The organism is Xenorhabdus sp. SGI246 (assembly GCF_040838225.1).
GTDB lineage: Bacteria > Pseudomonadota > Gammaproteobacteria > Enterobacterales > Enterobacteriaceae > Xenorhabdus > Xenorhabdus indica.
In genome coordinates this window covers 72,742-97,034 of record NZ_JBFPEZ010000004.1, presented here as the reverse complement: position 1 = coordinate 97,034, position 24,293 = coordinate 72,742, and the positions used below count along the sequence as shown (strand labels likewise).

The 24,293-nt window shown below is 43.0% G+C and carries 20 protein-coding genes and 1 pseudogene; 9 read left to right on the top strand and 12 right to left on the bottom strand.

What is annotated here, in order from left to right:
- Nucleotides 1–3 precede the first annotated feature (3 nt).
- The 5 genes from tssI (at nt 4) to ABLA85_RS01775 (ending at nt 6,004) form a co-directional block, all read left to right on the top strand.
- The gene (tssI, locus tag ABLA85_RS01795) at nt 4–1,743 is read left to right on the top strand and encodes a type VI secretion system tip protein TssI/VgrG (RefSeq protein ID WP_367960818.1); all 1,740 of its coding nucleotides are present in this window, start codon (nt 4–6) and stop codon (nt 1,741–1,743) included.
- A complete protein-coding gene (locus tag ABLA85_RS01790; protein WP_367960816.1) occupies nt 1,740–2,528 on the top strand; it encodes a DUF4123 domain-containing protein in 789 nt (262 codons plus the stop codon). The genes tssI and ABLA85_RS01790 overlap by 4 nt, the downstream gene beginning before the upstream one ends.
- A gap of 22 nt (nt 2,529–2,550) precedes the next feature.
- Complete coding sequence (locus tag ABLA85_RS01785; protein ID WP_367960814.1) at nt 2,551–4,494, top strand: DUF2235 domain-containing protein; 1,944 nt, start codon at nt 2,551–2,553, stop codon at nt 4,492–4,494.
- Entirely contained in the window at nt 4,494–5,201 is a 708-nt protein-coding gene (locus tag ABLA85_RS01780) for a DUF2931 family protein (RefSeq protein WP_367960812.1), read from the top strand. Before ABLA85_RS01785 ends, ABLA85_RS01780 begins: the two co-directional genes overlap by 1 nt.
- A 101-nt stretch (nt 5,202–5,302) precedes the next feature.
- Nucleotides 5,303–6,004 carry a DUF2931 family protein gene (locus ABLA85_RS01775; RefSeq protein WP_367960810.1) on the top strand — a complete coding sequence of 234 codons (702 nt, stop codon included), beginning with the start codon at nt 5,303–5,305 and terminating at the stop codon, nt 6,002–6,004.
- A 415-nt stretch (nt 6,005–6,419) separates the two neighbouring features.
- On the opposite strand, the gene lysS is transcribed toward ABLA85_RS01775, so the two are convergent.
- The 5 genes from lysS to xerD form a co-directional block, all read right to left on the bottom strand.
- Nucleotides 6,420–7,934: a lysine--tRNA ligase gene (lysS, locus tag ABLA85_RS01770; RefSeq protein ID WP_367960808.1), complete on the bottom strand. Its 1,515-nt coding sequence runs from the start codon at nt 7,932–7,934 to the stop codon at nt 6,420–6,422.
- Nucleotides 7,935–7,943: 9 nt separating this feature from the next.
- Nucleotides 7,944–9,042 (bottom strand): peptide chain release factor 2 gene (gene prfB / locus ABLA85_RS01765; RefSeq protein ID WP_156115361.1). Its coding sequence is split into 2 segments (ribosomal slippage): nt 7,944–8,966 and nt 8,968–9,042, totalling 1,098 coding nucleotides; the frame shifts between segments, so codons are not numbered across the junction.
- A gap of 218 nt (nt 9,043–9,260) precedes the next feature.
- Nucleotides 9,261–10,994: a single-stranded-DNA-specific exonuclease RecJ gene (gene recJ, locus ABLA85_RS01760; RefSeq protein WP_367960806.1), complete on the bottom strand. Its 1,734-nt coding sequence runs from the start codon at nt 10,992–10,994 to the stop codon at nt 9,261–9,263.
- Nucleotides 10,995–11,044: 50 nt separating this feature from the next.
- Complete coding sequence (dsbC, locus tag ABLA85_RS01755; protein WP_367960805.1) at nt 11,045–11,746, bottom strand: bifunctional protein-disulfide isomerase/oxidoreductase DsbC; 702 nt, start codon at nt 11,744–11,746, stop codon at nt 11,045–11,047.
- Nucleotides 11,747–11,821: 75 nt separating this feature from the next.
- Nucleotides 11,822–12,760: a site-specific tyrosine recombinase XerD gene (xerD, locus tag ABLA85_RS01750; protein ID WP_052189545.1), complete on the bottom strand. Its 939-nt coding sequence runs from the start codon at nt 12,758–12,760 to the stop codon at nt 11,822–11,824.
- Nucleotides 12,761–12,866: 106 nt separating this feature from the next.
- Between xerD and fldB the strand changes: the two genes are divergently transcribed.
- Entirely contained in the window at nt 12,867–13,385 is a 519-nt protein-coding gene (gene fldB, locus ABLA85_RS01745; RefSeq protein ID WP_367960878.1) for a flavodoxin FldB, read from the top strand.
- 83 nt (nt 13,386–13,468) lie between these two features.
- Here the strand turns inward: fldB and ABLA85_RS01740 are convergent, their stop codons facing one another.
- Nucleotides 13,469–13,849 (bottom strand): DUF4354 family protein, encoded by a 381-nt coding sequence (locus ABLA85_RS01740; RefSeq protein WP_367960803.1) that lies wholly within the window; start codon nt 13,847–13,849, stop codon nt 13,469–13,471.
- A 900-nt stretch (nt 13,850–14,749) separates the two neighbouring features.
- On the opposite strand from ABLA85_RS01740, the gene ABLA85_RS01735 reads away from it, so the two are divergent.
- Nucleotides 14,750–15,850 carry a Txp40, insecticidal toxin (previously name A24tox) gene (locus ABLA85_RS01735; protein WP_367960801.1) on the top strand — a complete coding sequence of 367 codons (1,101 nt, stop codon included), beginning with the start codon at nt 14,750–14,752 and terminating at the stop codon, nt 15,848–15,850.
- Between the two features lie 296 nt (nt 15,851–16,146).
- On the opposite strand, the gene ABLA85_RS01730 is transcribed toward ABLA85_RS01735, so the two are convergent.
- Both ABLA85_RS01730 and sdhE read right to left on the bottom strand, forming a co-directional pair.
- The gene (locus ABLA85_RS01730; protein ID WP_367960799.1) at nt 16,147–16,599 is read right to left on the bottom strand and encodes a protein YgfX; all 453 of its coding nucleotides are present in this window, start codon (nt 16,597–16,599) and stop codon (nt 16,147–16,149) included.
- Nucleotides 16,580–16,846 (bottom strand): FAD assembly factor SdhE, encoded by a 267-nt coding sequence (sdhE, locus tag ABLA85_RS01725; protein WP_367960797.1) that lies wholly within the window; start codon nt 16,844–16,846, stop codon nt 16,580–16,582. The genes ABLA85_RS01730 and sdhE overlap by 20 nt, the downstream gene beginning before the upstream one ends.
- A 318-nt stretch (nt 16,847–17,164) precedes the next feature.
- On the opposite strand from sdhE, the gene ygfZ reads away from it, so the two are divergent.
- The gene (gene ygfZ, locus ABLA85_RS01720; protein WP_367960796.1) at nt 17,165–18,163 is read left to right on the top strand and encodes a tRNA-modifying protein YgfZ; all 999 of its coding nucleotides are present in this window, start codon (nt 17,165–17,167) and stop codon (nt 18,161–18,163) included.
- A gap of 20 nt (nt 18,164–18,183) precedes the next feature.
- Nucleotides 18,184–18,792 (top strand): HD family hydrolase, encoded by a 609-nt coding sequence (locus ABLA85_RS01715; RefSeq protein WP_367960794.1) that lies wholly within the window; start codon nt 18,184–18,186, stop codon nt 18,790–18,792.
- 70 nt (nt 18,793–18,862) lie between these two features.
- Here the strand turns inward: ABLA85_RS01715 and ABLA85_RS01710 are convergent.
- The 4 genes and pseudogenes from ABLA85_RS01710 to gcvT all read right to left on the bottom strand — a co-directional run bounded on the left by ABLA85_RS01710 (nt 18,863) and on the right by gcvT (nt 23,969).
- Nucleotides 18,863–19,314: pseudogene (locus ABLA85_RS01710) on the bottom strand (hypothetical protein).
- Nucleotides 19,315–19,456: 142 nt separating this feature from the next.
- Nucleotides 19,457–22,333 carry an aminomethyl-transferring glycine dehydrogenase gene (gene gcvP / locus ABLA85_RS01705; RefSeq protein WP_367960792.1) on the bottom strand — a complete coding sequence of 959 codons (2,877 nt, stop codon included), beginning with the start codon at nt 22,331–22,333 and terminating at the stop codon, nt 19,457–19,459.
- 99 nt (nt 22,334–22,432) lie between these two features.
- Complete coding sequence (gene gcvH / locus ABLA85_RS01700; RefSeq protein WP_367960790.1) at nt 22,433–22,825, bottom strand: glycine cleavage system protein GcvH; 393 nt, start codon at nt 22,823–22,825, stop codon at nt 22,433–22,435.
- Between the two features lie 46 nt (nt 22,826–22,871).
- Nucleotides 22,872–23,969: a glycine cleavage system aminomethyltransferase GcvT gene (gene gcvT, locus ABLA85_RS01695; protein WP_367960788.1), complete on the bottom strand. Its 1,098-nt coding sequence runs from the start codon at nt 23,967–23,969 to the stop codon at nt 22,872–22,874.
- Between the last annotated feature and the right edge of the window lie 324 nt (nt 23,970–24,293).

Here is a 24,293-nt window from a genome sequence, read left to right as displayed (position 1 = left end):
TCCTTGACCGTGCGTCCTGCCCTCTGGCGGCTGACGCTCAATCAGGACAGCCGGATTTATCATCAACAAAATGTCCCCACCATCTTAAACAGCCTGCTGAAAAAACACCGGGTAAAAGCCGATTCGAAGCTCTATGACACCCATCAGGACAGGGAATATGTGACCCAGAAACGCGAATCCGATTATGTGTTTTTCTGTCGGTTGGCAGCGGAAGAAGGATTTAGTTTCTGGTTTGAAGATGAAACGGCGTTTTTCAGTGACAGCCATCTCGGTATGACCGCCGGGCTGGCGTTACTTTACCAACCACAACCGGAAACCGCGCATGGGGTGGATACGATTTATCAGGTACGCTTAGGGGTAGGAATGAATCCACAGCGCAGCCTGCACAAAGACTTCAACCCGGAGAATCCGCGCTATCACCTCTCCCATATGCACAGCAGTGAAGGTTTCCGCGATTTCGGCAGCCAGACCCCTTATACCGTGTTTGAAAGTTATGGGCGATTTCAGAAAGATGCTGCCGCCATCCCCTTTTTGAAATACCGACAGGAAGCGCTGGATAACCAGAAGCAGACCGGCAGCGGTAGCAGTAACTGCATCAAACTGATGCCGGGCAAAATCTTCGAGATAAAAAATCACCCCCATAACCCGCTGAATGTTCGCTGGCAGGTGGTCGGTATCAGCCACCACGGATGTTGCCCACAGGCACTAGGCGACAACGGTGGTGAAGGCACCACACTCTCTAACCATTTCAGTTTTATTTCCGGTCTGGATGATTATCGTCCGCCTTTCCACTACAAGCCGCTGGCGGATGGTGATGAAACCGCCATCGTGGTCGGCCCGGAAGGAGAGGAAATTTTCGTCAATAAAGACGGGGCCATTAAAGTGCATTTTCACTGGAACCGCTATGACCAGCCGGATGATGGCGCTTCGTGCTGGGTACGAGTTGCGCAGGGCTGGAACGGTAATGGTTTTGGCTTTATGGCGATACCGCGTATCGGGCAGGAGGTGATTATCTCTTACCTCAACGGGGATATTGACAGGCCAATCGTCACCGGCTGTGTCTACAACGGCCTGAACCGTCCGCCACTGGATTTACCGGCAGAAAAAACCCGCACCACCTTTAAAACCAAAACCCACAAAGGCAAAGGGTTTAACGAACTGCGCTTTGAGGATGCGAAAGACAGCGAAGAAATCTATCTCCACGGCCAGAAAGATTTGACCGCGCATATCGAAAACGATGCTTACTGGCATATCAAACATGACCAGAAGAGCCGCATTGATAACAACCGTTACCATGATATCCGCGCCGATGACCATCATCAGGTCGCGGGTTCACGCAAAATCACCACCGAAGGCGATGTATCTCATCGAATTGCCGGCAGCCAGCATATCCAGACCGGGGATGCTACTGTGATTGACAGCGGGCAGGAAATCCACCTGAAAAGCGGTGGTAAGGTGGTGCTGGAAGCGGCAGCAGAAATCACACTAAAAGTGGGCGGCAGTTTTCTGAAAGTTACGCCGGGTGGTATTTTGTCTTCGACCATCAATGTCGGGCAAGGTTCCGCAGGCAGCGGACGTGGGGTTTCACTGCAACTTCCAGAGGGGGTAGAGCCGCTCGCCAAAGCAGGACAACTCCCGATGGCGGAAGCACTTCCGACAACCGAATTCCCAGCTAAACCACCCTGTGCCATTCTCGCTCAGCAAGAAGAAAACTGGGTTATCACAGGAGCAGAGGAAGCATGATGGAATCTACCGATTGGAAAACCTGGTTAACGCATCAGGACAGAGGGGAATGCTATTTTCTGGTCAACAGTCTGGCAGAACCGAACCCTGTCCAGCATTTTTACCTCAACGGCTGGACAGAGCAGGCATTTCCGCTCTACAGCGGTACACCAATGGATGCCATGCTGGAACAAAGCCCGTGGCTAATACAACCCAAAGTAAAATGCCTGCCGGAACTGGCGCTACTGCTGGATAAACACGAACTCAGCGATGCCAGTTGGGGCTGGGGTTATCGCAGCACTTTACCGTGGTCATTTCAGCTAGAGCACTGGCGGTTACATCAACAGGTGTTGTTACGTGGTCAGGTTGTAGTGTTGCGACTGATGGATAATCGTATTTTCACACTGCTGCTGCCTGCCCTGAAACCGGGTGACTGGCGTGAACTGTTAACCCCGGTCAATGAGCTGATGATAGACACCCCCGAACCGAGTTGCTATTACCGGCCTGAGAATTGTAGCCAGGAATTGAGTACGAATTTATTTGTGTTAGGTGATCATCTGATTGAAGCCCGTCATTCAAGCGATTCGACCCTTAATAATCTGGCTTACGCCTTAAGTTGCCAACTTTGGGAAGAAAACCCCGACTTGGCGCTGAAATTGGATGAACCGGAAGGACAATTACAAAACAGTCTTGTTGCTTGGCTGAAACGGGCGAGAGATGAAAGACGTAAACTAGACAAGTTAACGGTTGAACACTTTGTTACTGATACCCAAGGTGTTGCTCTCAAAGATAGCATTCATGGATAAATAAAATATAAGGAAGAAAAGAATGAGCCAGTTAGACCCGACGAATTGCATAGATTGTCAAAAGATACTGAAAAACTGGATTGAATTTCAACTCTTAGATGAGCAGGGCAAACCATTAACAGGGATACCTTATACGCTAAAAAGCAGAGGAAATAAAAAAGATATCCGTAGCGGTGTGACCAATGGTGAAGGGCTATTGCGGGAAGAAAATTTATCCCCCATGCTGGTGACACTATCTGTCTCAGCGCAACCGTTAGCGGATGAAATCGTGAAACGAATGCCACGTCTACAAGCCGGAGAAGCCCATTCATCGGTGAAGCCAAAAGCGTTAATGGACGGGCATGAATACCAGTACACCCCATTGGGAATGCTCAGTGATGCATACCCTAAAATTAAAGGTTGGCAGGAGCAAGAACTAAAGGATTCCGAGCACTTCCGAGGATCGTCGTTACAGGGGCTGTCCATCCATCAACTCAATCGGCGGCATGTACTGGAAGTACAGGTCATTGAAAGTGGCATTACCTTAACAATTGGCGTCTTTTTTGATGGCACTGGTAACAATACCGAGAATATCAATGAGCGCCTTTTATGTCTTCCGAAAGCAACAGAGACCAATCAACAGGCGATGAGTTGTTCCTTTAATCAATTCGGCTTGCCCGGTGATACCTCGCGGATCAGTTATGATGGTTACTATACCAATGTGCATTTTTTGCATGAAATATATAAGCAGGAAGAAATTGACGATAGTTCCCATCAAACCAAAGTATATATTGAGGGGATTGGTACTCAGGCAGGAAAGTCAGACAGTGTGGTAGGCTATGGACTGGGGATAGGGGAAACAGGTGTCCATGCCAAAACTGAAATGGCCATCCAAAAAATAAAAGTTGAAATATCAGAGGCATTGAAGAAGATTCAGAGTAATGTCAAATGCTTGCAATTCGATATTATTGGATTTAGTCGGGGAGCTGCGGCAGCGCGGCACTTCGCTAACCGGGTTTTTAATTGTGATCCGATTTTGGAGCAGGCGTTAACAGATTGTTTTGACCAGTACCGTTATCTGGATAAATCCTTATATCCCACTGGGAAAAATCGTTTTTTGGGCATTTTTGATACGGTAGCAGCTATTGGTACATTAGGTAACGGGCTTAATCCTCACAGTGCCGATACGGGCAATATTGATATTCGTTTACCCGCTGGCATTGCTGAACATGTCTTCCAGATTACGGCCATGAATGAATGCCGCTATAACTTCTCTTTAAACAGTATCACCCCTGATTATCCAGAACTGATATTTCCAGGGGTTCATTCAGATATTGGCGGTGGCTATAATCCTATCGAAACAGAACGATTATTTATCACCCGGCCACACAGCCTTACAATAGATGAAAGCATCCCCAATAATGCCACCTGGATATATAAAAAAGCACAGGGGGAATTATCGCAGATGAGAAACTATCCCACCATTGCCCCGTTACTTCACGGTAACAAGGTCAAAGTGGAAACATGGCAAAATAACCAGTTTTACCCCCGTAATGATCTGGAACGTTTTCAAAAACAAGTGGCAGCGGCAGCGGTACTATATCGGAAAATCACCAATGACTGGTCAAAAGTAGTGATGCTGGTGATGCAGGATGCCGCACAAGAGGCTGGTGTGATTTTTGGTAAACCCAATGATGATGATAAAGATTATCAACTGCCTCCGGAACTTGCTCCATTGACGGAAAAAGCCATTAAACAAGGACGAGCAGTCCGGCAAGGCCAATCATTAACCCCTTTTAGTGCTGAAGAGTTAGCGTTGATCCAGACTAAATATGTTCATTGCTCATCCCATTGGAATAGTGTGGTAATAAAAGATGAACAAATTCAGGGAGGTGTAGGTTCCATCGAGTTAATCAGTTTTGTGAATCGCCCTTGTGAAAAATGGCACCGAGCCATATTTGATATTACCGGTAAGGAAATTTCATAATGAAAAACAAAAGATCATTCGCCTTGTTACTGAGCTTAGGTGTGATATTGGGATTAACCGCCTGTCAGTCCTATCCGCCCGGAAAACGGGTGGTAACTTACAAGCCCATTGTGCGCCACAGTCAGCCGTTGCCTTATGATAAATGGTGGTTTCAGTTTTACACACCAGAATATTTTCCGGCCAGCATTAGCTTTGTCCAGTTTCAGGATGAAGACAATTATATTGTGCAAAAATTTATGCCGGATGGAGCTAATTCAAACCTTCGTAGTTTAATCAGTTGGAATAAAAAACTGGGTATCACAAACAGCGGAATTCGTAACTATGGAGAAGCCCTTCCTCGTTCATTGACCGTTTGCTGGGATTCCGTGATTGATAAAAAATCTTATCAGACAACCTTTAAATTTACTCCTGAGATCTGGCAACTAATGCGTGAGCCTGCCTTTTATCCCGGCTATGAAAAACAACCACCGGATTACCGGAAGGCTATTTATATCGGTTTAGCACCAAGTGGTATAGCTCGTGCATGGTTAAGCGGCATCGATAAGAATAACGGCGATAATATCTTAATTGCTACTGGTGAATCCGTTTCCGGCGATAAGATGACGGTATGTCAGGGAAAAACAAAAGTTCTGAATGGTTATAGCGAATACCCCAAATATATCAAAGACTTTATCAAAGGGAAAAAATATCCCTATGGGGAATGGTAATGCCGTTATTTTGAGCTGGATTAACGCAACAAGTTCAATTTGTGTCCTTGTGAAAAATGGCACCGAGCCATTTTTGATATTACCGGTAAGGAAATTTCATAATGAAAAACAAAAGATCATTCGCCTTGTTACTGAGCTTAGGTGTGATATTGGGATTAACCGCCTGTCAGTCCTATCCGCCCGGAAAACGGGTGGTAACTTACAAGCCCATTGTGCGCCACAGTCAGCCGTTGCCTTATGATAAATGGTGGTTTAAGTTACGCACGCCGAAATATTTTCCTGCCAGCATCAGCTTTGTCCAATTTCAGGATGAGGATAACTATATTGTTCAAAAATTTATGCCAGATGGTGCAAACCCAGATTATGAAAGTTTGCATGGCTGGAATAAACGCTTAGGAGGGAGTAGTGGTATTCGAAACTATGGTGAAGCTCTTCCCCGTTCATTGACCGTTTGCTGGGATTCTGTGATTGATAAAAAATCTTATCAGACAACCTTTAAATTTATCCCTGAAATCTGGCAACTAATGCGTGAACCTTATGATTCGAAAGCAGTTAAGGGACAGATATTCTATCGGGATACAATATTTATTGGTTTAGCTCCCGGTGGAACTGCCCGTGCATGGTTACGCGGTTATGATAAAAATAACGGTGATAATATCTTAATTGCTACTGGTGAATCCGTTTCCGGCGATAAGATGACGGTATGTCAGGATAAAACAAACTATCCTGATGGCTATGCGGAATATTCCAAACGTATTAAAGATTTTATCAAAGGGAAAAAATATCCCTATGGGGAATGGTAAAACGCTTGTCTTGAAGCATCATAACATCAGAAATTAATATAAATTATTTATGGTTTCTGATGTTGTTGCTGACTTAATCACTGATAACCGAATGTTTCAGGTATGAGGTTAAACATGGCAAACAAAGCCATTATTTTATTAAACAACACAACCGATCGCGCTGGAAAAGTGATTACTGCTTAAAGGAAAATCTATCGCTGTGGAAGGGATGTACACGGCTTGTGGTGCTAAACTAATTGCCAGCCAGAAAGAGTTTCTCGCTTAACCGGATATAGATATAGTCATTTTGGCCTATTCAACGCATTACTGACGCGCTACGCTTGCCTTTTCCTCACTTTTTATTTTCCTCACTGTAAAAACACCCCGCTCAACAAGCTGAGCAGGGCGTTATTTATTGATTTTAATCAAAAAACGATTATTTGTTCGGACGCATAGCCGGGAACAAGATCACGTCACGAATGGTATGGCTATTAGTGAACAACATCACCATACGGTCGATACCAATACCCAAACCCGCTGTTGGCGGCATGCCGTGTTCCAATGCAGTTACGTAGTCATCATCGTAGAACATGGCTTCGTCATCACCTTCGTCTTTCTGACGAACCTGCTCTGCAAAACGTTCTGCCTGATCTTCTGCGTCGTTTAGCTCGGAGAAACCATTACCGATTTCACGTCCACCAATGAAGAATTCAAAACGGTCAGTAATGAATGGATTATCGTCATTACGACGCGCCAGTGGAGAAACTTCTGCCGGATATTCAGTAATAAATGTCGGCTGAATCAGATGGCTTTCCGCAGTTTCTTCAAAAATTTCACACTGAACACGGCCTAATCCCCAACCTTTTTCAACTTCAATACCAAGAGATTCAGCGATAGCAACAGCTTTAACCATATCATCCAGATCCGCCACGTTGGTTTCCGGGCGGTATTTGCAAATTGCTTCTTTCATGGTCATTTTCACGAAAGGTTTGCCAAAATCGAACTCTTGTTCGCCGTATTTGACCAACGTCGTACCCAACACGTCCTGAGTCAATGTGCGGAACAATTCTTCAGTCAGAACGATCAAATCCTGATAATCAGCATAAGCCATGTAGAGTTCCATCATGGTGAACTCTGGGTTATGACGTGGTGAAACCCCTTCATTTCGGAAGTTACGGTTGATTTCGAACACACGTTCAAAACCACCCACCACCAGACGTTTCAGGTAAAGCTCTGGCGCTATACGCAGATACATGTCGATATCCAGCGCATTGTGGTGAGTAATAAATGGACGCGCACTCGCTCCGCCAGGGATCGCCTGCATCATCGGCGTTTCAACTTCCATGAAGTTTTTGCTGATCATGAAATTACGCAACGCAGACATCACACGGGAACGGATCTGGAATGCCCTACGCGATTCATCATTCGAGATCAGATCCAGATAACGCTGGCGATAACGGGTTTCCTGATCCGCCAGACCGTGGAATTTATCCGGCAATGGGCGCAAAGCCTTAGTCAGTAAACGCAGTTCACTACAATGAATAGAAAGCTCGCCGGTTTTGGTTTTAAATAATTTACCGCGTGCACCTAAAATGTCACCTAAATCCCATTTTTTGAACTGTTCGTTATAAATGCCTTCCGGCAGATCGTCACGGGAAACGTAGATCTGAATACGGCCACCCATATCCTGCAAGGTCGCAAAAGATGCCTTACCCATGATACGGCGGGTCATCATACGACCTGCAATAGTCACTTCAATGTTCAGCGCTTCCAGCTCTTCCTGAGTCTTGTCATCGTATTTTGCATGCAGATCTTCAGAAATGTTTTCACGACGAAAATCATTCGGGAATGCAATACCGTTGCTGCGCAGTGTAGCCAGTTTTTCACGGCGTGTTTTCAGTTCATTATTTAAATCAGGAGCCTGTTCAGCCCCCTGCTGTTGTTGTGACATTTTAGTTCCTCATAGGCCAGCTTTTAAGCTTGCTTCAATGAATTTGTCCAAATCACCATCCAGCACAGACTGCGTATTGCGGGTCTCAACACCTGTACGCAAGTCTTTAATGCGGGAATCATCCAAAACATAAGAGCGGATCTGACTACCCCAACCGATATCCGATTTGTTCTCTTCCATAGCCTGTTTATCAGCATTTTTCTTCTGCATTTCCAGCTCGTACAGTTTGGCTTTCAACTGTTTCATCGCTTGATCTTTGTTTTTATGCTGAGAGCGGTCTGTCTGGCACTGAGTAACAATACCTGTCGGTACGTGAGTAATACGCACCGCAGATTCGGTTTTGTTGACATGCTGACCACCCGCGCCAGAGGCACGGTATACGTCGATACGCAAATCAGCAGGATTGATTTCGATATCAATGTCATCATCAACTTCCGGGTAAATAAAGGCTGAGCTGAATGATGTATGGCGGCGGCCACCAGAATCAAATGGGCTTTTACGTACCAGACGATGTACGCCGGTTTCTGTACGTAACCAACCGTAGGCATATTCACCGATAATTTTGATGGTAGCAGATTTCAAACCTGCAACATCACCATCAGATTCTTCAATAATTTCGGTCTTAAAGCCTTTGGATTCCGCCCAACGCAGATACATGCGCATCAACATACTCGCCCAGTCCTGTGCTTCCGTACCACCAGAACCTGCTTGTAGATCCAAATAACAGTTTGCACTGTCATATTGGCCAGAGAACATACGACGAAATTCAAGCTGGCCCAATTTTTCTTCCAATTGCTCCAATTCAGCTACCGCTTCATTGAAAGTTTCTTCATCATCAGCTTCAATGGCCAGCTCCAACAAGCCGTTTACATCTTCTAAGCCTTGTTCAAGCTGATCAATCGTTTCTACAATGCCTTCCAGCGATGAACGCTCTTTACCCAACGCCTGTGCCCGTTCCGGTTCATTCCAGACATCAGGCTGTTCCAATTCAGCATTAACTTCTTCTAAACGTTCTTTCTTGGCATCATAGTCAAAGATACCCCCTCAGAACTGCTGTCCGCTCAGACAGGTTCTGAATATGGTTTTTTACCGGATTAATTTCAAACATATTTCGTGTCTTATACGTTGTGTTTTTATAAAAAACGATGTTTTTTACAGAAAGATGATCGTATGGATATTTTCGAACCGCGTATTGTAACGGATCTAGCAAAGGGTTTATAGCATTTCAAGTGACTTACCACATAATCACATGTGATTATGTGGCGATGAATAGGTGGTTAGTTACACTCCCTTAGCCAATCGATAGACTCAGTCAGTAAGGCCAATTCAGTGAGGCCAGATGTGCTGAATTAAAAGCTGAACATCACGGTTACCGCGAAATTCGTTGATATCCAGTTTATAAGCCAGTTCCACCATTTTAACGCTGTTATCTGGCCAGAATTTTGTATCGATGTTAAACGCAATACCATCCAACATCGGCCCTCCTTTTAACGGCTCAAGCATGACTTTCAGATGATTTTCACCAACAATCCGCTGTTGCAGGAGCTTGAATTTACCGTCAAATACCGGCTCAGAAAATGCCTGCCCCCAAGGACCACCATCCCGCAAGATTTCAGCAACTTCCAGTGACAGCTCTTTTAATGCCAGCTCACCATCACTCCAGATGATACCTTCAAGTTGAGCGACATCCAGCCAGTCTGCCACCAACTCAGAGAAACAGCGCTGAAACTGGTCGAATTTATCCTGCTCAATCGATAACCCGGCTGCCATAGCATGACCACCAAATTTCAGCATTAATCCCGGATATAAAGTATCAAGGCGCTCAAGAGCATCTCGCATATGGAGTCCATTTATGGAACGACCTGAACCTTTTAGTGTTCCGTCTCCCGCAGGAGCAAAAGCAATAACTGGACGATGAAAACGCTCTTTAATACGAGATGCTAAAATGCCCACGACTCCTTGATGCCATTCAGGATGATAAATAGCCAGCCCATAAGGTAATTCAGTATGAGTACGTTCAATTTGGTCACAGATCTGCAAGGCTTCCTGCTGCATACCCTGTTCAATTTCACGACGAGTTTGGTTCAATCCATCTAATTCACAGGCAATTTGTCGTGCCTGTACAATATCATCAGTCAACAACAATGCGACGCCAACGGACATATCATCCAGTCGCCCTGCTGCATTTAACCGTGGGCCCAGGGAGAACCCCAAATCGCTGGCAACCAGTTTTCCTGATTCTCGTTTGGAAACTTCCAGTAATGCGCGAATACCGACACAACAACGCCCTGCCCGGATCCGGTTCAATCCCTGATACACCAGAATACGGTTGTTGGTATCGAGAGGAACGACATCTGCCACTGTTCCCAATGCCACCAAATCAAGCAATTCTGCCAGATTCGGCAAAGGGATACCCTGTTGCTCAAACCATTCTATTTTACGTAGTTCCGCTCTGAGAGCGGACATCAGGTAAAAAGCAACACCAACACCGGCCAATGCTTTTGAAGGAAAGGAGCAATCCACCAGATTGGGGTTGATAATGGCATCTGCGGCTGGCAGTGTTTCCCCCGGCAAATGGTGATCTGTGACGATCACTTTAATACCGTGCTGATGTGCTGTTGTAACACCCTCATGGGAAGAGATCCCATTATCGACGGTAATGATCAGATCAGCCCCTTTTTTGGCGACATCATTCACGACTTGCACACTTAATCCATAACCATCGTCAAAACGATTAGGCACAAAATAATCCAGATTCCGATATCCCATTGCACATAATGCACGGATGCTTAATGCGGTACTGGTTGCTCCATCAGCATCAAAATCACCGACAACAACAATGCGCCAATGTTGGTGCAATGCTGTAATAAGCAAGGAAACAGCCTCTTCAATGCCATTGAGAGATTGATAATTAAGTAACCCTTTCGCTCCACGTTCTAACTCATCAGCCTGGCGTATACCACGTGTAGCATATAAGCGGCGTAATAACGGATGGATACTATCGGGAAGGTGGCTATCATCCGCCGCTGGGCGGCGGCGGAGTTGTGTTTTTCTATTCACTGGGCTTAATTCACTACCTGTTATTCACTAAATCAGGATCTGTTGGATGGTTATTCAGCATGCTGCGCTAATGCGTCAGCTAAATCTTTTGGCGGCATAAAACCACTAATCATACTGCCATCTTTGAGTATCATAGCTGGTGTTCCACTGACACCAAACTGTAAGCCGAGCTCATAATGTTTGGCAATATCCTTTTTACAACTTTCAATAGGTGAAATTTTCTCGTCTTTAAAAGCATCATCCAATGCCTTAGCAGGCTTCGCACTGCACCAAATAGATTGCATATCTTTCGCTGATTGGTGTTGCAGACCATGACGAGGGAATGCCAGATAACGGATAGTTATTCCCTTATCATTATATTCCTTAATATTTTCATGTAACTTACGGCAATATCCACAAGTAATGTCTGTAAATACAGTCACTACATGTTTTTCTTTTGGAGCCTTATAAATGATCATTTGATCTTTCAAGGCTTCCAGTTTTTTTACCAAAGCCTGATTAATCACTTGTTTTGGTACTTTTCCACTGAGATCGTAAAGTGGCCCCTGGAACAGATACTTACCGTCATTGGATATGTAAAGAGTCCCATGCGGGGTTAAAGCAGTACTTACCCCAGTAATGTGTGATGGCGTGATACTTTCTGCCTTAAGTCCCATTTTTGACAATGAGTTATTAATCATGCTGTCGTCAGCAAAAGTATTGTTAGCAAAAGCAGTTAGTATTAAGGAAAGACAAAACGCAATTTTCTTCATTACTTTGTTCCTTTTTGCACCTTCCTTCGCAAACTATTCATAAACAGTGCTCAATGAACTGCCATTTATGAATTGTTATCCGCGAGGATGATGTTGTTGATGCAGCACTTTAAGACGTTCAGTTGCCACATGTGTATAAATTTGTGTTGTGGAGAGATCACTGTGTCCGAGTAACATCTGCACAACCCGTAAGTCAGCACCATGATTGATTAAATGTGTTGCAAAAGCATGGCGTAAAACGTGCGGGGATAAACGCTCAGAATCAATACCAGCCAATACAGCATAATGTTTGATCCGATGCCAGAAAGTCTGGCGCGTCATCTGTGTTCCCCGTTTACTGGGAAAAAACACATCGGACACTATGCCATTCAGTAACCATGGGCGTCCATACTCTAGATATTGCTCCAGCCAGTAGAGAGCTTCTTCACCTAAAGGAACTAATCTTTCTTTGTTCCCCTTACCTATGATCCTGACAACGCCCTGACGTAAGCTCACATCTGATAATGTTAATCCAACCAATTCAGATACGCGTAACCCACAGGCATAGAGCACTTCAAGCATCGCTTTATCCCGCAATTCTATTGGTTGCTCAGTCGAGGGCGCGTTTAGCAAGTCTTCAACCTGTTTTTCGCTTAAATCTTTTGGTAAGCGCTTAGGTAATTTGGGGGCAGATAAAAGCGCGGTTGGATCATCCGTCCGCATTTTTTCACGATAGAGATATTGAAACAATCTGCGCATGGCACTCAGCAAACGCGCAGAGCTACTGGCTTTATAACCGCCATCTACCCGTTCAGCCAAAAATGATTGTAGTTCGATAGACTGTACAGAAAGCAAATCATAGCCACCATACACCAGCCAATTATTCAAAGATTGTAAATCAAGCCGATAAGAAGCCAATGTGTTTTCTGCCAGATCTTTTTCCAGCCAGATCGTATCCAAAAATTGTTCTATCAGGGGATTAGCCGATGGGCTCTGTTCCGATACATCAGTTTTTAATACGTGTTTGCTTGGCACAAGCCCTCCTTTATATCTGCGCCTTCCGATCGGCTATTATGCCTGAAAAAGCAATTCTTCTGTTACAATACCCTCTCTCATATTAGAAATTCTCTGATAAATAATGATGAAAATTGGTCTCTTTTACGGCTCTACCACTTGTTATACTGAAATGGTAGCAGAAAAAATACGCGATATTCTTGGTGAGGATCTGATCGACCTACACAACGTCAAAGATTGTGATCCTAAATTGATGGAAGAATATTCTGTCTTGATCCTCGGCATTCCTACATGGGATTTCGGTGAAATACAGGAAGATTGGCTGGCTATTTGGGATCAACTTCCATCACTGAATTTGACAGGGAAAATTGTTGCCATGTACGGCATGGGCGATCAAATTGATTACAGCGAATGGTTTCTGGATGCCTTAGGAATGCTGTATCACCATTTACTTCCTATGGGCGTGCAGTTTATCGGTTTCTGGCCGACTGAAGGTTATGAATTCACCAGTCCAAAACCACTGACGGAAGATGGCAAACAGTTCGTCGGTCTTGCGCTGGATGATGTGAACCAGTTTGAAGAGACTGATGAGCGCTTGAATCAATGGAGTCTACAGATATTGTCAGAAATGGAAGCACTGTTTTAGCATCACTTAAGTTTCCTTAAGAGTTCAGAGCGAGCCTGAAAGGCTAATCCAGATAAAGCAGCCAGAAAGGCTGCTTTATCTGGTTACTTGCAATTATCAGAAATTTTAATAAGAGCGGCTTTATGAACTTCATCATTTTCAGAAGCAAACACAGCAATACCTTTGACAGACTTACCCGCTTTCAGTGTGCCCTGACTCAGCTCTTCATCAACCGTATCCAGCCTAAATTCTTTTTTATCAGGTGAGTAAGCTTTCAAACAAAGCTTTGACAAATCAATATCCTTACCGGATAAGTTCGCTACTGCAACTTCGAAAGATTTAGTGTAAGCATTTTTGCCACCCACTGACATAGAGCCGTCAGATTTCTCTGTAGAATAAACAGCAACATTATCAAGAGCAGAGGCGTTTGCAACAAAGCAAAAGCCAGCCAAAGCAATTGATGCGACAAGTGTGGAAACCTTCATATAAGCCCCTTCTTTAAAGTTGAAATTTCGTAATAACTGTACGTATGCAAGATACAGTCTGAATTATAATACTACCTTTAAGCAACTAATCCATCAGAAAATGGCATTTTATCTAAAGACCCTGATTATTTTAAAGTTAATTAAAATTGAACTAATGATAAATTACTTAGTTATTAGTTTAAATATATTACTCATAAATAAATTGGCATTAACTTATAACTAATAAATATATAATAAAATGCAAATCCCATTTGCAAAATTAATTCACCACTATAAAAAATAGAAAAATATGTGCTAACGCTTAAATTATTTCACAATTAAAACTAACAACAATTTAAAAAAAAATTAACAGCATGTATGCCAACATATTTGTCAGAAATTCCATACAATAATGATGGGAAAAATTTAATATCAAAACTACATCGTGTAATTTTATCTGTTTTACTTTCTTCTCCATTGTCATTAGAGACAACACTAAAACAAAATATATAGAGATAATGCTGTTTCATTCGCTACAGTTGTCTCTAAAAGAGTCCTGATAAACTGGCTCAGGCTACAGAGATTTAATTAAAATCGAATCACTTATGCCTATAATATAATCAAAATTAAGTCACTTAGCAGTGCTTGACACCATAAAAGTGCTATGTTATCTATATATCCAGCAGTCACATAAACACATATTTTTTATATTTAGTCATAATCATAAAAAAATGATTATATAGTTACTTATTATTAAAATATTAGCCCCTCAATTATCCGAGGTGTTTGTAAGGATATTATCGAGAGAAAATAAACTTGATAATTTAATTAAAGCAGTCAAGAAACCGTAACAGCGGAAATCAACGCTGCAATTTATATTAGTCTTTATTTCAATAAACGCCAACATAATGGGAAAGTACAATGATTGAAAATACAATGGTTATAAAATCCATAACAACTTCGAGTGTAATACAATTAACGCCTGATGCTAGAGGTGAAGGTTATCTACCCGTTGAAAAGCAAATAGCGGGAGATATAATAGGTATACTAAACTTTAAGCAGACAGATGAAGGCCATACAGCAGCATATGGAATTGAATATCGAGCTAAAAAAGTAATATTAGCATACGCTTTAGCGGTAAGTGGTATTCATAATGTCTTTCAACTTCCAAATGACTATTATAAGAATAAGGATACCGCAGATAGCATTTATCAAGAATATATGTCTAACCTTTCATCTGCACTATTGGGTGAGAATGGTGATCAAATTTCTAAAGATATGGCAAATGGATTTCTCCAGAACGAACTGGATTTTGGAGGTCAACATCCTGAAAATACCTGGAATGTTCCTGAACTTGAAAATAAGCGATTGAGTGATTATTCAGATGAAGACAAATTGTTAGCACTCTATTTCTTTGCTTCACAAGAAATCCCTCTGGAGGAAAATCAACAATCAAACGCGGCAAGATTTTTTAAATTAATTGATTTTTTATTTATCTTATCTGCTGCAACTTCACTAGGAAAGAGGATTTTTTCAAGAAATTTTTACAACGGATTAGAAACTAAATCATTAGAGAATTATATTGGAAGAAAAAAACTTTCTCAGCCTTTCTTTCGACCACCTCAGAAGTTACCTGATGGCAGAATAGGTTATCTGGCCGGTCCAACAAAAGGGCCTAAATTGGGTCCAACAAAAATGCCTAAATCGAGTCCAACATCATCGTCTACAGCTACAACGTCTGGATGGAGAGTTGATCTTAATAAGCTTAAGAAAAATCAGAATAAATTTGATAATATGGAGAAAGCTGCACAAGAAAAATATGAATCATTTATAAAAGAGATACAAATGGGTAATGATCCAATTACAGCAGCAAAAAATATTGGTACAACAAGAGGCAGTAACTTCGAAAAACTGAATGGCGATTTCCTTAGTATAAGGCTAAGTCAAAAACACAGGGTAACATTCACCAAAGATGACACTAATAAAATAATCACAATTCATGGTGTTGGAGGTCATTACTAATTTCTGGATGGTGACAGAACATGAAATATTTAAATATGATACGTGAGATGAATGTAGGAGATTGTAATTCTATTGTACTGGATATAAAAAATGAGTGGTAAAAATAGGCGACGTGGTTTACGTGGCTAACAGAGCCTGTACATAAGTTTTGTAAATATCTTTCATCAAAGGTGACCGCCCAGGCGGTCACCGAATTCGCTAATAAAACAGCTTATTGCCATTTGCCAATTCAGCAGTGATATATCCATATCTTAGCCACAACAGATTCTCCACACAGGAATAAATATGTCAGATTTTCATGATCTTTCTGCCTTTTCTTTCCACAATTCTGTACTACGCATAATCTGGCTAAAACTACGCCAAGCTTTAACCGACATACTATCCGATGCCACCCATAACCGAATATTAGGCCGATGGCGAAAACTTTCCGCTTGCTCAAAGGTGCGTAGGGTGAGCATTATCCCATAACGGCTAAGCCACGGTGGCTGAACCATTTTCCATCTTTCTTTTTGCCAGTGTACTTTATTGCCACGAAGCAGTATTAGTTTCCCCTGGCACTGCATGATATTTCTCTGGCTCTTTATCCAACTCGCCACGATGGAGATAATGATCAGTGGCAGAAGCCAAACATAAAAACTATTGGCAAACCACGGTGTTAATAGAGCAACCAGAATAATAACTCCATGTACGCCAGAGGAAAACAAGCGGGTTCGGAGAGATACTCTCAGTTCACTGTGCCACAGGGCCACGAGCTTGGTTTCTGCTTTGAATCAATTGCACCATGTTGAAAAGCTCCTCATCTTCCGGGTGGCCATGATTCATCAGCCAATTGAAAAGATCAGGATCTGGACATTCCAGCAAACGAACAAAAATGCGTTTTTCATCATCATTCAACGAGTCATATTCATATTCAAAAAATGGCATAATAGAAATATCCAGTTCACGCATCCCACGACGACATGCCCAGTGAATACGCGCTTTATTGTCAATATCCATGTTTAAAAAAGCCTCTTGATTATTTTCATTCGTGCCATAGGGACGGTAATACCTTATCATGGTAAAAACGTTATCACTGTAAAAACTCGTTACAGTAAGAACCTGTAATTATCAATGATTCTGGGCTATTTTTCATCATTGGTAACGATTGAACTGTTGGTATCTCTACAATATGCGAAAAGTATCGCAATAAAAGGTATCACACCAATCTGCCAATAAACCTCCAGCCAGCAAATAACAAAAATAACCCCTTTGCATTGAGCTTCATCTCTTTTACCATTAACGTTATTTCTCAGATAGTTTATGGCAGGAGCTGTTATGGCTTACCAAATTCCGTTTTCTGCACAATCTCCATTATCTTCCACAACACTTCCACTGACATTAATTTCCCTTGATGATTGGGCAATGGCCACTGCAATCGGGGCTGATACAGAAAAATATCTGCAAGGTCAGGTGACCGCAGATATTAACTCCCTGGATGCAAATCAACATGTACTATGTGCTCATTGTGATGCCAAAGGAAAGATGTGGAGCAATCTGCGGCTGTTTCATCGTGGAGAAGGTTTTGCCTATATTGAACGTCGTTCGGTATTAGATACGCAATTGGCTGAATTGAAAAAGTATGCTGTATTCTCCAAAGTGACCTTTGCCAAAGACGAAAAAAATATCTTGCTTGGTATCGCCGGAGCAGGAAGCCGGGAAGCACTGGCAACACTTTTCCTCACTTTACCTGATGCAGAAGCAACCGTTATCCAACATGAAACAACAACTATTCTTCATTTCTCCCTCCCTACAGAACGTTTTCTTTTAGTTACAGATAGCACTACTGCAACAAAATTAGCAGAAGTGTTAGTTGAAAAATTTCAGGCACAATTGAACGATAGCCAACAGTGGCTAGCACTGGAGATTGAAGCAGGGTTCCCCGTAATTGATGGAGCAAGCAGCACACAATTTATTCCACAGGCGACTAATCTTCAGGCCATCAAAGGTGGTATCAGTTTCAAAAAAGGCTGTTATGCCGGTCAGGAAATAGTGGCACGTGCTAAATATCGCGGTGCTAATAAGCGGGCAATGTATTGGCTGGCAGGTAGCGCCTCTTCTCTTCCTGTAGCAGGTGATGAACTGGAGTGGCAGTTAGGCGATAAGTGGCGCCGGACTGGCTCAGTTCTCGCTGCGGTCAAATTGGCTGATGGCTCCGTTTGGGTACAGATCGTTATGAGCAATGATATGGAAACAGACAATGTATTCCGTATTCGCAATGATGAAGGGCATTCTCTCTCTATTCAGACACTGCCTTATTCATTGGAAGAAAAATAATATTTGAGGTTTAATTTCTTATGTCATCGACTGAATCTCCTGTTAATTTCGGCCCGTTTACCGATATTATCTCCTTTATTATGGAGCTGGATAAATTAAAATATGTCCACCGTAAAACGAAAATTCTGAACAATCAGCGCAATGAAAATTCTGCGGAACATAGCTGGCACTTTGCTCTTGCAGTTATCAGTTTTGCCCCTTATGCCGGAGAGGTAAATATCAGCCGTGTTATACAGATGGCATTGATTCACGATATCGTGGAAATCGATGCCGGTGATGTTATCGCGTTTGATTTGGCTGCTCGTGAAGCTATTCATGAACAAGAAGTGCAAGCTGCCAAGCGCATTTTCGGTTTACTACCAGAAACGCAGAGAGATTATTTTCTCGCCCTTTGGTACGAGTATGAAGACGGAGAAACACCTGAAGCATGTTTCGCTAAAATGCTCGACAGGGTTATGCCAGTACTGATGAATTTGCATAATAATGGGCAGAGTTGGGTAGAAAATGGTATTCGTTTTGAACAAGTTTTTAACTTGCTCCAGTTTATTTCTGAAAGTTACCCTGAATTTTGGAAATATTTGCTACCACAACTGGAAACAGCAAGAGAAAAAGGTTGGTTAAAAGTGTAATTTTCTATTCCCAATTAAAAGTGTTCAGTTTATCGTCACGACTGAAAAATCGTCGTGACAATTATATCAATCAATTTAACTTCATATATTGGCTAGCCAATTTATCGAGAAAAACAAATAACTTATTATTCATCTCACTATAATCATGGGAGCGTAATATTTCCGGTGTTTGAACAAATGTATACTTATCCGCTTTACTAAGGTCTTTTTCTGAATTTTGGATAAGTAATTCAACTACCTCTGTAGTCAGTTCCATATGACACTGGAAAGCATAAACCAAACTTTTACAATGAGTTGCTTTTCCGCTGCTGCATCAAAATGTGCACAGTCAGTCGTTGTGGTTGCGGGGCTTTGCGGCCCACCCATTACTATCAGAAAATCAATATCCTCTATTGAATCTGGTAATTTATCACCGAGATAAACCCGTGAAAATGTAGTCTGATATCCTCTTGCGTTAGCCCAATCTTCATATGCCCCAGGTGCTTCAAAATATTCATGTACCACAAAATGAATTCTTGCCACTTTATCACCTTAGAAAAGGATTGAATTATTTCAGCGGATGGCCTCTAGCTGATATAAAAAAGCAGTGTGAGATGGCTCTCAACACTGCTTTTATTTCTAATCAATTTTATTCTAAATCAATTCACAACACCATGATTCATGCTTAACGATAATCTTCAATTGGTGCACAGGAACAATGCAAGTTACGATCCCCATACACATCATCAAGACGTTTCACCGTTGGCCAATATTTATTTGCTTTTGTCTCTGCTGTCGGGAAAACGGCAATTTCACGGCTGTACGCATGGCCCCAGTCAGCAATCAGCTCAGCCTGAATATGTGGTGCATTCACCAGCGGGTTATCTTCCAGCGGCCAATGACCTTCCGCCACTTTTTGGATTTCTTCGCGGATTGCCAGCATCGCATCAATAAAACGATCAATTTCAACCTTACTTTCTGATTCTGTTGGCTCAACCATCAGAGTTCCAGCAACAGGGAATGACATGGTTGGTGCATGGAAGCCATAGTCAATCAAACGCTTGGCGATATCCATTTCACTGATGCCGAATTCTTCCTTCAGTGGGCGAATATCCAAAATACATTCATGGGCAACGTAACCATCGCGGCCGGTATAAAGGATTTCATAAGCACCTTTCAGACGAGCAGCGATGTAGTTTGCATTCAAAATCGCAGATTGACTGGCTTGTTTCAACCCATTTGCTCCCATCATGCGAATGTACATCCAGCTAATCGGCAGAATAGACGCACTGCCGAATGGTGCGGCCGATACGGCACCCGATGTGGTTAATGATCCCATTTCCACCACGGAATGCCCCGGAAGGAAAGGTGCAAGGTGTTTTTTCACACCAATCGGCCCCATACCCGGACCACCACCACCATGCGGAATACAGAAGGTTTTATGCAGATTCAAGTGTGAAACGTCAGCACCAATAAAGCCCGGCGTTGTGATCCCAACTTGAGCATTCATATTTGCACCATCAAGATAAACCTGCCCACCATTTTGATGAATAATGTCGCAAATCTGGCGGATGGTTTCTTCATATACACCATGGGTTGATGGATAGGTAACCATGATACAAGCCAGTTCATCACGGTGTTTTTCCGCTTTTTCACACAGGTCTGCCAGATCAATATTGCCTTCTTTATCACAATTCACCACAACCACAGTCATACCTGCCATATGTGCAGATGCAGGGTTTGTGCCGTGGGCTGAGCTTGGGATCAGACAGATATGCCGGTGTTGTTCACCGCGGCTGGCGTAGTAATGACGAATTGCCAGTAAGCCAGCATATTCTCCTTGAGCACCAGAGTTTGGCTGCATAGATACCGCATCATATCCCGTCAGTAACACCAACCAATGTGATAGCTGGCTAATCAATTGTTGATAACCCTGTGCTTGTTCTGACGGGCAGAAAGGATGCAGGTCAGTAAATTCAGGCCATGTGATAGGTATGATTTCAGCAGCCGCATTCAGTTTCATTGTGCATGACCCTAATGGGATCATGGCCTGATTCAGTGCCAGATCTTTACGTTCCAGGCTATGCATATAGCGCATCATATCTGTTTCGCTATGATAACGGCGGAAGGTATCATGTGTCAGAATCTCATCATTGCGCAGCATTGAAGCCGGTATGGATTGACTGTTCTCTGATACTTCACTATCAAGAGCATCAACATCTAAGACAGTTTCAGAACCAGTTAAAACCTGATACAGAGTTATCAAGTCTTCACGGCTGTTTTTTTCACTCAATGATACGCCAACGGCACCAAGAATATCAGTGCGTAAGTTGATTTGCGCTTTTTCCGCTCGTGCCAGTACTGATGCCTTATCAGCGACTTCTACAGCCAATGTATCAAACCATGTTTTGTGACGTAACGTTATGCCCGCTTTTTGTAGACCCGCAGCTAAAATATCAGTCAATCGGTGAATGCGCCCCGCAATTCTTTTCAGACCTTCAGCACCATGGTAAACGGCATACATACCAGCAATATTTGCCAATAATACCTGTGAGGTACAGATATTGGAGTTCGCCTTTTCACGGCGAATATGCTGTTCACGTGTTTGCATTGCCATACGCAATGCCCGGTTGCCAGCGGCATCGCGGGAAACACCTATAATACGGCCCGGCATTGAGCGTTTATATTCGTCACGACAAGCAAAGAATGCAGCATGTGGGCCACCGTATCCCATTGGGACACCAAAACGCTGTGCTGAACCAAAGACAATATCAGCGCCCTGTTTACCCGGTGCAGTCAGCATAACCAGTGCCATAATATCCGCGGCAACACTGACAATAATTTTTTGCTGTTTCAGTTTTGCGATAAGTTCACTGTAATCATGGATCTGACCTGTAGTACCAACTTGTTGCAGCAAAACACCAAAAATACCCTCTAGTTCCAGTACCTTTTCTGCTTTATCGACAATGACATCAAACCCGAATGTTGCCGCTCGCGTACGCACTACATCTAATATCTGTGGGTGAATATCATCAACTACGAAGAAACGCTCCGCATTTTTCAGTTTACTAACCCGTTTTGCCATTGCCATCGCTTCGGCTGCGGCGGTGGCTTCATCCAACAAGGATGCTGAAGCAAGATCTAATCCGGTCAGATCGATGGTGACTTGCTGGAAATTCAGCAAGGCTTCTAATCTCCCTTGAGAAACTTCAGGTTGGTAAGGCGTATATGCTGTGTACCAACCGGGATTCTCCAGTAAATTACGCAAGATAACCGGCGGTAGTATTGCGGGGGCATATCCCATACCGATATAAGATTGGTAACGTTTGTTCTGACCTGCCATTGCTTTCAGTTCAGCCAGTGCCTGTTGCTCTGTCGCACCTTCGCCTACTGCTGGTGGCTCTGGTAATGCAATATCACGGGGAACAATTTTATTAGTGAGATCGTCAAGAGAGTTCGAGCCAACCATTACCAGCATTTCTTTTTGCTGTTCAGCAGAGGAACCAATGTGGCGACGAATGAATTCACCTTGATTTTCAAGTTGGATTAGAGTCTGGATCATTGATAATAATTTCCTGAAACTAGCTAAAAACGGCACATATAAAAAACGCCCCACTCACTGTATGGCGTTGGTGACGTAGGTGATGTGGGGCGGTGATTACTACTCTTCTTCTTCCAAGAGTGACCGATAACTTTCTGCATCCAGCAGGTTGGTCAATTCACTTTCATCAGTCACTTTGATACGGAATAACCAGCCTTCGTTATAAGGCTCGCTATTCACTAATTCAGGCGAACCTTCTAAAGCAGGGTTGATTGAGATAACTTCCCCACTCAGTGGTGCGTAAATATCGGAAGCCGCCTTGACTGATTCAACGACTGCACAATCATCACCACTGTTTATGACTGCTCCGATTTCAGGCAAATCAACGAATACCATATCACCCAATAACTGCTGAGCATGTTCGGTAATACCCACGGTATATTCGCCATTTCCTTCAGAGCGAATCCATTCGTGTGATTCGGTATATTTTAATTCAGTTGGTACATGACTCATCGGTTCCATCTCCTTATTTTTATTCATTAAAATGTTGCGACCAAAATCATCCTACAAGCGATTTTCCCATCCTGACAAAACCCGGTTTAACAACCTGAACCGGCATCTCGCGATTACGGATCTGAACAATCGCCTGCTCTCCAACCCCTTGCGGCACTCTGGCAAGGGCAATACTGAATCCTAATGTAGGTGAGAATGTTCCACTGGTAATAACACCAAAACGTACTTCACCCGTTTTATCTGTGAAACTAACTGTTAACCCACTGCGCAAGACGCCTTTTTCACGCATGATTAACCCAACCAATTGTTCTGTCCCTGCTTCACGCTGTTTCAACAGGGCTTCATGGCCAATAAATTGGCGCTCTTCCGGTGCCCATGCAATCGTCCAGCCCATATTCGCAGCCAAAGGTGAGATGGATTCATCCATTTCCTGACCATAAAGGTTCATACCAGCCTCAAGACGCAGTGTATCCCGTGCGCCTAGTCCCGCTGGTTTAACACCTTCTTTCAGTAACTGCTGCCAAAAATCAACAGCTTGTTCCTGAGGCAATGCAATTTCATAACCCGCTTCACCGGTATAACCAGTAGTTGCGATAAATAAGTCACCAGATTGCACACCAAAGAAGGGTTTCATACCTGCAATGGATTGGTTTTGCTCATCATTTAACAAAGACTGAACTCTAGATTGTGCGTTAGGACCTTGAACTGCAATCAACGCCAAGTCATTACGAACGGTGATCTCAACAGGGTATTTTTCCGCATGTTGTTGGATCCAGGCTAAATCTTTTTCGCGTGTCGCCGAGTTAACGACCATGCGATAAAAATTATCAGTGAAAAAATAGACAATCAGGTCATCAATAACACCACCGGAAGCACTAAGCATACCGGTATAAAGTGCCTTACCTTTTTCAGTCAGCTTAGCAACATCATTTGCCAGAAGATAACGGAGAAAATCACGGCAACCTGCGCCGTGCAAATCTATAATGGTCATATGGGAAACGTCGAACATACCTGCGTCAGTACGCACGGCGTGATGCTCGTCGATTTGTGAACCGTAGTGAAGGGGCATCATCCAGCCATGAAAATCTACCATGCGCGCCCCGCATGCCAGATGCTGATCATATAGTGGGGTGTGTTTTGACATTATTTCCCTCTTTCCATTTTTAACATGAAAACGTTCTTGATCTGAGTAACATACATACGGCGTATTAACCGGCAAATGTTGGATCATGAAGCAAAGAAGCGGTTAATAACGCAAACGATACCTTGGACTAGAAGTTATCACTGAAAATAGAAATGAACTATAAAATAAATTATCAACATAACAATGATGCCTTCAAAAACCCTTCACTATCATGCGGAATTTTTTTCTATTTTATTGTGTGGGAACGCTAAAAAATGGCAGTAATATGTAAAAAATATTCTTTTTTTTATTACAAATAGACTAAAGTGTGAAGCAAACCAACTG